The organism is Kaarinaea lacus (genome assembly GCF_975902315.1).
In genome coordinates, this window is the sequence record NZ_CDLKIE010000170.1 from 1 (window position 1) to 12,618 (window position 12,618).

The following is a 12,618-nucleotide window of genomic DNA, read 5'->3' on the forward strand; positions in this document are numbered from 1 at the left end:
AGCGGCGGTACGACCCAATACATACCGAGCGGTAAACTGTTTGCCGATTTAAGCGGCGGTAACCGGCGTCATTACTATGCGGTGGACCTCGTTTATAGCTCAACTGGACTGAAACCACTGTTACATATTAATGTAGGCTCCGGGCATCGCGCGCACCCACTCGATCTAACATCGACTGACAAGTTTTTCTCAGTTTGGGATGAATACGTACAAGTTCCGTTACCATCTAACTTTAGCGCACTTACCATTGCCGACTTGACTCCGACCAACACAGCACCAACCACCGCTATTACTCACGGCTGGTACTTTGACTTGCCACAGAGTGAAAAAGTCTTATCCATGGCGGGCACGATGTACGGTTATACATTCTTTACCACTTATACACCGCCGCCACCTCCGGCCGGACCCACCTGTACCCCGCCCAGAGGAACAGGAAAATTTTATGCGGTAAACCTTTACAATTCCGAGGCACTGGGTACCAACCGTGCCAGAGCTTTACAGGCAACAGGAATTCCGCCCTCACCTGCCTTTATGTCGCTGGCACAACCCAGCAGTGGTGGCAGCACTCCGCCAACAACAACCAACCCGCTTTCCAGCACTATGACACGCTATATTGTACTTGCGGGTACCGAAAATCCACTGACGGATGATGAAGAAGATGATTTAAATTCCGGCATCGATACTTTCAAAACGTACTGGGAAACAACAGCATCAGGCAATTAATTTCTCTGCATACCTGGTGGGCTTGCCAGCCCACCAGGCTTTTCAGTCACCCCTCCGGTTATTTACATTCAAAGCGGTAATATTTCTCTAGTTTAGCGCACACCCCTTTTTCTATAATGGCGCCTGCTGTTAATAACAATAATAATAAAAGGCAGTAGTGATAAACACTAACGCTATCCTTTTATTTTTCTCGTATAAATCAATTATCGGATTGGCAAGATAGTCAGCCACGGCTGGATATTGCCTGCTTTAATCCGGTAAAAAAATAACAAGAAGAGAAGAATAACAATGAACTACCCGTATAAAATACTCGTTCCTTCGAAGGGCTTCACGCTCATAGAACTCATTATTGCGCTGTTAATTGGCGCCATTGTTACTGCACTATCCACCCCGATGGGCAACATGCTTAAATCGAACCGGGCCAGTAGCATCGCTTATGAATTTACATCCACACTGAATTACGCGCGCAGTGAAGCCATCAAACGGGGAAATAAAGTCACTGTATGCCGAACTATTACCGGTAACAAATGCGAAGGGCTTCCAGATATCAACAAGCAAAAAGTATGGGACACCGGCTGGATGGTATTTTCCGACCTGAACGGGAATGGCAAATTTAATCCAGGTCGGGATAAAATTCTGCGAGTGCACGGTCCCATAGCAGACGGCTATACGCTTCGTAGCAATGCCAGGGTCAGGGTTACTTATAAACCTACTGGTATCAGTCCCGGTTATATGGATTCCTGGACTGTATGCGTACCGGGCGCGAGCCCCGGTTTTACCAAAGGCATTGTCGTTGCCTACACAGGACGCGTTCGATTTGCCAGGGACACCAACGATAATGGCATTATCGACAACGGAACTCTGTCAATGAAAGGAAAACCGCGAGAACTTGAATGCAAAGCCTGACGAACAAGAAAGAAACGAGAAAGCGACAATTACTGGGCGAGCGCCTTGGGAAGCGAGAAAACGACGTTTTCCGTAATGCCGTTACTCTCTTCTGCTTTGTTGCCACCCAGTTCTTCTAACCGGGCAATGACTTCCTGCACCAGTACTTCAGGTGCTGAAGCGCCGGCTGTTACGCCGATGGCATTGATACCTTTTATCCATTCCGGTTTGATTTGCGCGGCATTGTCGATTAAGTAGGACTGGGCACCCAGACGTTCCGCCAACTCCCGGAGACGATTGGAATTAGAGCTATTAGTGGATCCAACCACTAACACCACATCGCAGTCTTTTGAAAACTGTTTTACCGCATCCTGGCGATTCTGGGTCGCGTAACATATATCGTCTTTCTTAGGACCCATAATATTTGGAAAGCGCTCTCGCAGTGCAGCGATAATCTCCGCCGTATCGTCCATGGATAAGGTTGTTTGTGTTACGTAGGCAAGATCATCCGGATTATCTACTTCGAGACTGGAAACATCATCCAGCGTTTCCACGAGATACATTCTACCGCCCTGTCCTTCATACTGCCCCATGGTTCCTTCAACTTCCGGGTGTCCGGCATGCCCGATGAGCACACACTCGCGACTACTTTTAAGATGCCGGACAACTTCCAGGTGGACTTTAGTAACCAGTGGGCAGGTGGCGTCAAAAACCTTTAATCCACGCTGTTGCGCTTCACGTTGCACGGTTTTGGCAACACCATGGGCGCTAAAAATAACGATGGCATCATCAGGCACCTCGGAAACTTCATCAACAAAGATTGCGCCTTTCGCTTTTAATCCATCGACTACAAAACGATTATGAACCACTTCATGACGCACATAGACGGGCGCACCAAATAACTCCAAAGCACGCTCAACGATTTCAATAGCGCGATTAACGCCGGCGCAAAAACCTCTGGGATTAGCGAGTAATATTTTCATTTTGAATAAACAGCGATACCTTGAATTTAACGACTATTGTACATCAAGAATATGAACATTAAAGAGAACCGTGTGGTTCGCGAGAGGATGGCTAAAATCCACAACAACCGTATCGTCTTTAACTTCCATTACGATTCCCGGTACTTTGAGGCCAGAAGGCGTATCAAATTCAATCACTAAGCCCGGCTTTAATTCCATACCTTCACTAAATTCTTCCCGCTTCAACGACTGCACCGCATCTTCATCACGATACCCAAACCCGGATTCCGGAGGAATGTTTATCGATTGCTGATCCCCTGCTTTCAAACCAAAAATTGCATGCTCCAGACCATCTATCAGCGTTCCATCACCCATGGTAAACATCAATGGCTCATCGGAATCGAAGCTACTATCAACGACCGTACCGTCTTCCAGCACCAGGCTGTAATGCATGGTAACCGTACTGCCGGCAACGATGGTTTGCTCGGAATTGCTCATGGAAAACTTACCTTATTTACGATTTACGACTGGGATTGTTCTGATGAAGCTTTATGTTCCTGATGCGTACTGCGCAGCGAATCAAAGATTAACAAACACGCGCCAACGAAAATGGCAGAATCGGCAATATTAAATGCAGGCCAATGGTATTCGGCATAATAAACATCTATGAAATCAATTACATAACCAAGTAGTACACGATCATAAACATTACCCAGGGCACCGCCCAGAATAAATGTCAGAGAAATCGCCATTAATCGATGATCGGAAGGCAAGCGTTTCAGCCAGATCAAAATTCCAATACTCACCCCAATGGCAATGGCAGTAAAAAACCAACGCTGCCAGCCGGATGCATCACTGAGGAAGCTGAACGCCGCGCCTTTGTTATGCATCAAGGTGAAGTTAAATCCCGGGAATACCTCAACCGGTTGGAACATTATCAGGTTAGCAGTGGCTACCGACTTTGTTACCTGATCCAGCACTATGACCAACACTGTTATCCATAACCATTTAAGCATACCCACGTTGCTCACCATCGCCATCTACGTTATCAACACATCGGCCACATAACTCCGGATGCGCCTCGTTAGATCCAACATCTTCGCGATGATGCCAGCAGCGTACACACTTGTTATGAGGACAGGCCTGCACACTCACCCACATTTCATCACCCGTGGACAGTTTGTGATGCACACCTTGATCGCCCCGTTCTGTTTCACGATGAATGCGCGCATAGGACGTTATCAGGACAAAACGCAACTCATCTTCCAGCCTTTCAAGCTGCTGATACAGTTCACTGCCGCAATACAGATCCACCTCGGCATCCAGTGAAGAACCAATTTCACCGGCAACGCGCAGCTCTTCCAGGCGCTTGCTCACCGCTTCACGCACTTCCAGCGCTAATGCCCAGAACTTGTCATCCAGTTTATTAACGCTGGTGGTTTTTGGAAACTCGTACCAATGCGCCAGGAATACTGAATCACCGCGTTCGCCAGGAATTGCCTGCCAGATTTCCTCTGCGGTAAAACTCAAGATCGGTGCTAGCCAACGCGCCAGTGCTTCAACGATATGGTACATCGCTGACTGCGCTGAACGGCGGGCCAGGCTGTCCGCCCTGGTGGTGTACTGACGGTCTTTAATAACATCCAGGTAAAAGCTACCCATATCCACATTACAGAAATTGTGAATGCGCTGGTAGATCAGGTGAAATTCGTAGTCGTTATAAGCCGTTAATAAATCCTGTTGTAACTGGCTGGCACGATCCACCGCCCAACGGTCCAGGGAAATCATTTCATCGAGGCCGATCATGTCCCGCCTGGGATCAAATCCATGCAGGTTGGCCAACAGGAAGCGAGCCGTATTACGCATACGGCGATAGGCATCCGCGGTACGCTTGAGAATTTCATCGGACACGCTCATTTCACCGCGATAATCGGTTGCGGCAACCCAAAGGCGTAATATATCTGCACCCAACTGGTTAACCACTTTTTGCGGTGCTACCACGTTACCCCTGGATTTCGACATCTTTTGCCCTTTGGCATCGACGGTAAAACCATGGGTTAACACTTCTTTATAAGGCGCCGCATTGCGAATGGCCACGGAGGTTAATAGCGAGGATTGAAACCAGCCACGGTGTTGATCAGAACCTTCGAGGTACAAATCTGCCGGTGTATGCAATTCTTCATGGGCATCCAGTACCGCGTAATGGGTAACTCCCGAATCAAACCACACATCAAGCGTATCAGACACTTTGTCATAGTTTTCGGCATCGGAACCCAGCAGCTCCTGTGGCTCCAGATTAAACCAGGCATCGATGCTTGATCCTTCCACCCGTTGCGCAACTTCTTCTATCAGGCGTTCAGTCTCTGGATGCAACTCACCGGTTTGCTTGTTCACAAACAGGGGGATCGGTACACCCCAGGTACGTTGCCGCGAAATACACCAGTCGGGACGGTTCTCTACCATGCCTTCGATGCGAGCCTGCCCCCAATCGGGTAACCACTCGGTTTGCTTGATGGCCTTCATCGCCGTTTCACGCAAACCATTTTGATCCATACTGATAAACCACTGCGGCGTAGCGCGGAAAATGATCGGCGTTTTATGGCGCCAGCAATGCGGATAGCTATGCCGCAAGGACTCATCATGCACCAGTGTACCTTTTGCTTTAAGCACTTCAATCACATGGTCATTGGCCTTAAACACATGTTCGCCGGCAAACAACTCCGTACCTTCCAGGAAGCAACCATTGCCTCCCACCGGATTATCCACCGGCAAGTCGTAGCGCAGACCGACTGCATAGTCTTCCTGGCCATGACCGGGCGCCGTATGCACCGCGCCAGTACCCGATTCCGTGGTGACGTGATCACCTAAAATGATGGGTACTTCGCGATCGTAAAACGGGTGCTGTAGTTTTATCCCCTCGAGATCGGAACCTTTGCAATAGGCCACCACGTGATGCTCATCGAACTCATAGCGACCAACGGCATCTTTTAGCAAGGCTTCTGCTAACAGTAATCGTTCCACACCGTATTGGCCTTCCACTTCGATGACCGCATAATCCAGTTCCGGATTTAATGCCACCGCCTGGTTGGCGGGCAAGGTCCAGGGCGTGGTGGTCCAGATCACTACCGAGATATCCCCTTTACCACTATGTTCCTTTCCGTCCGCATTTTGACAACGTGACATAAACGCAGCGTCATCGAGCACTTTAAAGCGCACATCAATTGCCGGAGACGTTTTGTCTTCGTACTCCACTTCCGCTTCTGCGAGGGCCGACCCACAATCGGCACACCAATGCACGGGTTTGCTGCCTTTGTGCAAGTGACCGGCCTTTATGATTTTGCCGAGCGCGCGAATGATATCCGCTTCGGTTTTGAAGTCCATGGTGAGGTAGGGCTTGTCCCAGTCACCAAATACACCCAGGCGAATAAAGTCTTTGCGCTGCCCGTCGACCTGGCGTTGAGCATAATCGCGACAGGCCTGGCGAAACTGATCCGCCGTAATTTTTACGCCGGCCTTACCCTTCTTTTTTTCTACCTGCAATTCGATAGGCAGGCCATGACAATCCCAGCCAGGCACATAGGGCGCATTAAAACCGCTCAATGCTTTTGACTTAACGATGATATCTTTCAGTACTTTATTGACGGCATGGCCGATATGAATATCGCCATTCGCGTAAGGAGGGCCATCATGCAAAATAAAGGACGGTTTTCCCTGTCCTGCATCGCGCATTTTCTGGTAGAGATCCATGTCCTCCCAGCGCTTCAACATTTTGGGTTCCCGCTGGGCCAGATTTCCACGCATGGGAAATTCCGTACTGGGTAAATTGAGGGTGTCTTTATAATCTGCCACGTTCGCCTGCTATTACTTGTTTATTGATATCAGATATTGATTTGTTTGTACGTGTTAGCTGTCAGCTCGAATAAACCGGGTATTTTACCTGTTCCCGAGGGTAATCAGCTAGCGAAAAACGCTTTCGCCTGTTCCACATCGCGCCCGATTTGCGCTTTTAACGCTTCAAATGATTCAAAGCGGTGTTCGTCCCGGATTTTCTGCAAAAAAGTGACATCCACATAGGCGCCGTAAATATCGCCATCAAAGTCAAACAGATGCACTTCCAGCAAGGTACGGGTACCTCCCACGGTGGGACGCTGCCCAACGTTGGCGATTCCGTTCACCACCCGGCCACCAATTTGCGGGTGTTTACTGTGCAGATGTACTGAATAGACACCATAAACCGGCGAAGATTTTCTATGCAGGTAAATATTTGCGGTGGGGAAGCCAATAGTTCGCCCGCGTTTGTCGCCATGCGCTACCCGTCCGACCATACCGTAATCCCGGCCTAACATTTGTTTGGCTAAAAGCAGATCGCCGGTTTCCAGTGCCGTGCGAATCCGCGTGCTGCTCACTCGCTCCTCAGCAAAATAGAAACTATGGGTATCACTCACTTCAAAACCCAGTTCCGGGGCAATAGAAGTCAGATAATCAAAATCACCGGTTCGGCCTTTGCCAAATTTAAAGTCATCGCCAACAACCAGGTATTTGACACCTAATCCTTCGACCAGCACCTGCTGTACAAATCCATCGGCAGTCAAACTGGCCAGGTGCTTATCAAAGCGCAAACACAGTACCCGGTTAACATGCAGCGCTTTTAGCACTTCCAGTTTTTCCCGCAGGCGGGTGAGTCTCGCCGGTACATTATCAGGACAAAAATACTCCTGGGGTTGCGGTTCGAAGGTAATGACTGCTACGGGTAAACTTAACTCCTGCGCCTTCTCCATTAACTGCCTGATAACCGCCTGATGGCCAAGATGCACACCATCAAAATTTCCAATAGTTGCGACACAACCATGGTGCTCAGGTTTAATATTTTGTAATCCGCGAATCAGTTCCATTGCTATTTAAAGCGTTGTTGTGTTTATTGATAGTTAAGCGTGTCTGATCATATCCCTGATTTTTACACCCGTGAGCAATAACACCACTAAATATACGGCAGCCCCTGCGCCTACCCAAAGTAAAATATTGAAGGCGCGCTGATAAACGTCCCACCTGGCCCACATGAAGACATCTTCCACACCGAAATACAATACTACTCCCATCACCGCACAAGCCAGACCAATTTTCAATAAAAATAACAGCCAGCCTGGATCTGGTTTATAGATACCGTCCTTAACCAGGCCACGATACAACAACCATGATTGAAATAGCGCAGACAATGCAGTCGCCAGTGCCAGGCCCACGTGGGGCGCTTCATAGGAAAAATGCAGCATGGATAACACCAGCATTAACGTCACGATAATCTTGGCAACCATGGAAATAATGGCAATCTTCATCGGTGTTTTGGTGTTCTGGCGCGCAAAATATCCGGGTGACAATACTTTCACGTAAATAAAACCTAGCAAACCAACAGAGTAGGCAATCAAAGCCAGCTGCGCCATGTGCACATCCTGGGCATCAAAATCACCATATTGAAAAATGGCACTTAACAGGGGACCGGCCAGCATGATTAATCCCACCGTCGCCGGTGCGCCGATCAATAGCGAAAGCCGCAAGCCCCAGTCCAGGGTATGTTTGAATTTTTCGGGATCCGCTTCCGCATATTTCGCTGACAGGCTTGGCAATATGACTGTCGCGATCGCGATTCCAAATACACCCAGCGGAAACTCCACCAGGCGATCAGCATAGTACAGCCAGGAAATACTGCCGCCGACAAGAAACGAGGCAATCCAGTAATCGATGAGTAAATTGATTTGCTGTACCGAGGAGCTGAAAATCGCGGGCAACATTAATTTTTTAATTTTGACGACACCCGGTTTGCGCCATCCCCAGCGGGGCAACGACACCAGGCGCAGTTTCATTATAAAAGGCAGCTGAAACAGGATCTGCGTCAAACCAGCGGCAAAGACACCCCAGGCCAGTACGATAATGTCTTCTTCAAAGTACGTCGCCGAGATGATCGCCGCGCCAATCAAACAAATATTGAGCAACACCGGGGTGAAAGCCGGCACCGCAAATTTTCCATAGGTATTGAGTATGCCGCCAGCCAGCGCCGTGAGCGATATGAACAGGATATAAGGAAAGGTGAAACGCAGCATTTCCACGGTGGGTTGAAAACGATCATCTCCGTCAGCCCAGCCCGGTGCAAATATCACCACCAGGATCGGTGCCGCCAGTACGCCAATGACCGTAATGACGAACAGGATAATACCCAGCGTGCCCGTCACATCCGCTGCCAGTTCTTTGGTTTCTTCGTGCTCTTTTGTCGTTTTGTATTCGGTAAAAACCGGTACAAACGCTTGCGCAAATGCCCCCTCGGCAAACTGGCGACGCAGTAAATTCGGGATTTTGAACGCGACGAAAAAGGCGTCAGTTAACGCATCAGCACCGAAATAACGCGCAAAGACCACGTCCCTGACCAGGCCGGAAATACGCGACACCAGGGTCATGAAGGACACCACAGCGGTGGATTTAAGTAACTTACCCGCCACTAATAATTACCTCGCAAAAATCGATGGAAAATTTTTTCTCAGGTCTATGGTAACTCATTGTTTCTCAGGATAGTTTTAACGCTACCGGTTATGCAGGAATTGCTCCGAACTGGTACTGGCTATGCATATTAACGGCATCTTTCAAGGACTTACAGCGTTTTATGAAATTAGCCTAAATATTTGACAAATAGACTAAAAACCAGCATATTATGCGCCCCAAACGATCGACAAAGAATTGAACTTGTATTAAGCGGAATGAAGGAGTACTAAATTTGGCCAACTCAGCACAAGCAAGAAAACGTGCCCGTCAGGCGGAAAAGCGCCGCCAGCATAACGCGAGCCTGCGCTCTACGATGCGCACTGCCATCAAGAAAGTTTTATACGCCATCGACGCTGGCGAGAAAGACAAGGCGAGCGAAGCTTACAAAGCAGCCGTTCCTATGATCGACAAAATGGCCAATAAAAACATTATCACGGCAAACAAAGCAGCACGTCATAAGAGCCGATTGAACTCACGAATTCGTGCAATCTAATCGCACGCACACCAAGCGGTATACAATAATAAAAATAAAAAAAACCGGTGCAAGACCGGTTTTTTTATGCTCGAAATTCCTGATATCCGGGAAAAGTTTACTGTCATTAAACTTTAAAATGTCGTACAAGTCCCTTTAAGCTATTTGCCATATCCGTTAGTTGCTTGCTGTTACTACTAACATGCTGTGCATCGTCATTAGTCTTATTGGCGAGATCGGTGATTGCGACAACGCTTTTATTAACCTCCTCCACGACCGCACTTTGTTGCTGGGAAGCTGTGGCGATTTGTGTCGTCATATTGGAAATGTCACCCACCGACCGGGTAATGGTATCCAGATAGCTGCCTGCTTCACTGGCGAATTCCACACTTTCTTTTGCCATATCCCGGCTCTTATCCATAACACTAACGGCTTCGTGCGTACCGGCTTGCAGGCTTTCAATCATGTTCTGGATTTCCTGCGTTGATTGTTGGGTACGCCCGGCAAGCGTCCGCACTTCATCTGCTACCACCGCAAATCCACGACCTTGTTCACCGGCACGTGCCGCTTCAATAGCAGCATTCAGTGCCAGCAGATTCGTCTGTTCTGCAATGCCTTTAATGACATCCAGCACGGTACCAATATTTTCTGATTCCCCTTTCAGGTTATGCATCACCTCGGAAGCCAGTTCCACTTCTGTTGCCAGGTTATTGATTGAGTTTACTGTTTGCCCCACCACTTCACGACCATTCAAAGCTTCACGCTCGGCGTCACTGGCTGCCATTGCCACGTGTTCAGCATTTTTCGATACCTCAACAGCCGATGCTGACATTTCATTGACCGAAATCGCTACCTGATCCGTTTCCTGTTGCTGATGCTGCAGTGCCTCTTGAGTCGATTGAATAGTGCTGGATAGATTGATGGCAGACGTAGCGAGGTTTTCCGAGTCTTCGCTAATCACGCTTACCTGGTTACGGAGACTTTTTACCAATACGTCTAAAGCCTTGCTTAAGGTATGCAATTCTTTCACGCCTTTTTCTTCAATGCGGATCGATAGATCGCCTTCAGCACACTTCTGAATAGCAGCCACCAGTTGCTCGGCAGGTTTAAATAAATGCCTCCCTAATACCCATAAGGTCAAAAAGAGAAACATGCCTAATACAACAACAATAGAGCCAATGATAGAAAATTGAGTCTGATTCATGCCATCATGAAATGCTTTCATATCCTCGAGCACTTCAAACTTGAGGGCTGCACTTCCATCATCTACTTGCATCTCGTAGTGAATAGGCAGACTGGTTGCCACCGCTGCAGCCTCCCAGTTTTCACTTTTATAAAGTTCTTTTCCACCAACCGATGTAATAGCTACAGGTAGCTGAGTAATTTTTTCCACACTTCGAAGGTTATGTGCAGGCTGAAGGACAATTTCCATATAACCCAACTGACGCAAACCACCGACGGGTAGCAGTACCGAATAGAGAGCTTCGTCATCGTTAGACCACATACTTGTTAGCATCTTCAAACGGTCAGCACCGTTCCTTCGCCTGGCTTTCGTTAACAGGCTATCAGGCATTCTCGCTCTTAAGGCGCGATCACCTTCATTGCTTTGTGCTACCAGCTGGAAATCCAGGTTATAGAGCCGTATCTTTCTTAAATCAACAATGCTGCTGGTAACGTAACGTTGGTGATATTGCTCATCCAGCAATTTCGCGACTTGCGCCACCAGCTCTCTATCCTTAGGTTCTTTAATTAACTGACTTGCCGCCGCCCGAAATCCCTTGGTTTTTTGCGTATACACACCCAGGTCATTGGCGATGCTGTCCAGTTCTTCCATGGATTTTCGAACACTGACTTCGATGATCTGGGACAAACTGCGCGCTTGCGACTCAAGCGCCGCATCGCGCAATTGCATCATGGCCATGACGGACAACACGACAACGACCGCACCGAGTGATAATAACAAAAAGGTGGTTAACTGTTTTATGGAGAATTTATTAAAATTCATATCCTGGCGACATCCTTTCAAATAGTTATGTCAACTGGCTTCTTAACTGCAGTACGAACTTAATGGGAGACCGGCATACCTTTTTCGGTCCACTCTTCCCAGCCGCCGCGGAACCAGTAAATGTTTTTATAGCCCAGGCTCACCGCCTGTTTGCTGGATTTAACACTACGACCACATTTCACGCCATTGCAATAGAACAGCACCGGTGAAGTCTTAGAGGGAATGTGTTTGGCAAGACTATCTTTGTCAGTATCATAATCAGGTAAGCCCACTGAACCTTCGATCCAGCCAGCCGCATCACGGTCACTGGCTTTGCGAGCATCAATGATAACCAGATCCGGAGTATTCATCACCAGCTCAACAACTTGCTCTGCTGAGACGCGTTTCGTCCCATCAATGGATTCCGGTGCTTTCTTTTCTGCAAAAGCAGAAAAAGCCATCGAAATCATAGAGACAAAAACGAAAAGTTTGGCGATAGGATGTTGCTGAGAATAGCGCATGATCATTACCTCTTACTGCAAGTCATAATTCATTAAGTATTTTTATCGGACGTCCAGGCCGTATTGACAGCCGAATAAGACATCCGTCATATGCTAATAATCGGCCTGCAGTGAGGTTTTTTTAACGGAAACAGGTGGGCTTAAGATAACTGAAAGGTTTCGCCGGAAGCGCCAGAAAGTGGCGCAGCTTTAAATGAATAAACTTGAAAAATGTATGGGTTCTAGAGCAACACTAAATTGTCACGATGGATCAATTCAGGCTCATCCACATAACCAATAAGTGACTCAATCTGCTGACTAGGCTGACCCTTGATGGCACGGGATTCAGAAGAAGAGTAATTTACCAGTCCACGGGCAATTTCTTTACCGCGCTGGTCCACGCAGGCCACGACTTCGCCGCGCGCGAATTCACCGTGCACGTCACTGACGCCCACCGGCAACAAACTGCGCCCGGATTCTTTCAATACCTTGACGGCACCATCGTCTAACACCAACTTACCGGCAGGCTGCAAGTGGCTGGCCAGGGATAGTAATGGCGCCACCACC

At 48.2% G+C, this 12,618-nt stretch carries 12 protein-coding genes; 3 read left to right on the top strand and 9 right to left on the bottom strand.

The annotated features are described in order from the left end of the window. Both ACWVCM_RS04875 and ACWVCM_RS04880 read left to right on the top strand, forming a co-directional pair. On the top strand, window positions 1-723 hold a 723-nt coding region (locus tag ACWVCM_RS04875; protein WP_455200594.1), incomplete at its 5' end, for a hypothetical protein. Between the two features lie 288 nt (window positions 724-1,011). Next, window positions 1,012-1,629: a GspH/FimT family pseudopilin gene (locus ACWVCM_RS04880; protein ID WP_455200595.1), complete on the top strand. Its 618-nt coding sequence runs from the start codon at window positions 1,012-1,014 to the stop codon at window positions 1,627-1,629. A gap of 29 nt (window positions 1,630-1,658) precedes the next feature. Here the strand turns inward: ACWVCM_RS04880 and ispH are convergent, their stop codons facing one another. From ispH to murJ, 6 genes are all read right to left on the bottom strand, one after another. After that, a complete protein-coding gene (gene ispH / locus ACWVCM_RS04885) occupies window positions 1,659-2,591 on the bottom strand; it encodes a 4-hydroxy-3-methylbut-2-enyl diphosphate reductase (RefSeq protein WP_455200596.1) in 933 nt (310 codons plus the stop codon). Between the two features lie 33 nt (window positions 2,592-2,624). Next, window positions 2,625-3,068: an FKBP-type peptidyl-prolyl cis-trans isomerase gene (locus ACWVCM_RS04890; RefSeq protein WP_455200597.1), complete on the bottom strand. Its 444-nt coding sequence runs from the start codon at window positions 3,066-3,068 to the stop codon at window positions 2,625-2,627. Between the two features lie 23 nt (window positions 3,069-3,091). Next, the gene (lspA, locus tag ACWVCM_RS04895; RefSeq protein WP_455200605.1) at window positions 3,092-3,586 is read right to left on the bottom strand and encodes a signal peptidase II; all 495 of its coding nucleotides are present in this window, start codon (window positions 3,584-3,586) and stop codon (window positions 3,092-3,094) included. Then, window positions 3,579-6,419 carry an isoleucine--tRNA ligase gene (gene ileS / locus ACWVCM_RS04900; RefSeq protein ID WP_455200598.1) on the bottom strand — a complete coding sequence of 947 codons (2,841 nt, stop codon included), beginning with the start codon at window positions 6,417-6,419 and terminating at the stop codon, window positions 3,579-3,581. Before ileS ends, lspA begins: the two co-directional genes overlap by 8 nt. A 104-nt stretch (window positions 6,420-6,523) precedes the next feature. Beyond that, window positions 6,524-7,462 carry a bifunctional riboflavin kinase/FAD synthetase gene (gene ribF, locus ACWVCM_RS04905; protein ID WP_455200599.1) on the bottom strand — a complete coding sequence of 313 codons (939 nt, stop codon included), beginning with the start codon at window positions 7,460-7,462 and terminating at the stop codon, window positions 6,524-6,526. Window positions 7,463-7,495: 33 nt separating this feature from the next. Further along, window positions 7,496-9,055, bottom strand: coding sequence for a murein biosynthesis integral membrane protein MurJ (gene murJ / locus ACWVCM_RS04910; protein WP_455200600.1), 1,560 nt, complete (start codon window positions 9,053-9,055; stop codon window positions 7,496-7,498). 272 nt (window positions 9,056-9,327) lie between these two features. Here murJ and rpsT point away from each other — a divergent pair, with 272 nt between their 5' ends. Continuing rightward, the gene (gene rpsT, locus ACWVCM_RS04915; protein WP_455200601.1) at window positions 9,328-9,588 is read left to right on the top strand and encodes a 30S ribosomal protein S20; all 261 of its coding nucleotides are present in this window, start codon (window positions 9,328-9,330) and stop codon (window positions 9,586-9,588) included. Window positions 9,589-9,694: 106 nt separating this feature from the next. Here rpsT and ACWVCM_RS04920 read toward each other — a convergent pair whose 3' ends face one another. The 3 genes from ACWVCM_RS04920 to ACWVCM_RS04930 form a co-directional block, all read right to left on the bottom strand. Further along, window positions 9,695-11,572: a methyl-accepting chemotaxis protein gene (locus ACWVCM_RS04920; protein ID WP_455200602.1), complete on the bottom strand. Its 1,878-nt coding sequence runs from the start codon at window positions 11,570-11,572 to the stop codon at window positions 9,695-9,697. A 59-nt stretch (window positions 11,573-11,631) separates the two neighbouring features. After that, entirely contained in the window at window positions 11,632-12,072 is a 441-nt protein-coding gene (locus tag ACWVCM_RS04925) for a rhodanese-like domain-containing protein (RefSeq protein ID WP_455200603.1), read from the bottom strand. A 221-nt stretch (window positions 12,073-12,293) separates the two neighbouring features. After that, a partial coding sequence (locus ACWVCM_RS04930) for a PUA domain-containing protein (protein WP_455200604.1) occupies window positions 12,294-12,618 on the bottom strand: 325 nt, incomplete at its 5' end.

Coding starts and splice junctions, on each gene's coding strand:
- ACWVCM_RS04880 (WP_455200595.1), top strand. CDS start 1,012: ATGAACTACCCGTATAAAATACTCGTTCCTTCGAAGGGCTTCACGCTC.
- ispH (WP_455200596.1), bottom strand. CDS start 2,591: ATGAAAATATTACTCGCTAATCCCAGAGGTTTTTGCGCCGGCGTTAAT.
- ACWVCM_RS04890 (WP_455200597.1), bottom strand. CDS start 3,068: ATGAGCAATTCCGAGCAAACCATCGTTGCCGGCAGTACGGTTACCATG.
- lspA (WP_455200605.1), bottom strand. CDS start 3,586: ATGCTTAAATGGTTATGGATAACAGTGTTGGTCATAGTGCTGGATCAG.
- ribF (WP_455200599.1), bottom strand. CDS start 7,462: ATGGAACTGATTCGCGGATTACAAAATATTAAACCTGAGCACCATGGT.
- ACWVCM_RS04920 (WP_455200602.1), bottom strand. CDS start 11,572: ATGAATTTTAATAAATTCTCCATAAAACAGTTAACCACCTTTTTGTTA.
- ACWVCM_RS04925 (WP_455200603.1), bottom strand. CDS start 12,072: ATGCGCTATTCTCAGCAACATCCTATCGCCAAACTTTTCGTTTTTGTC.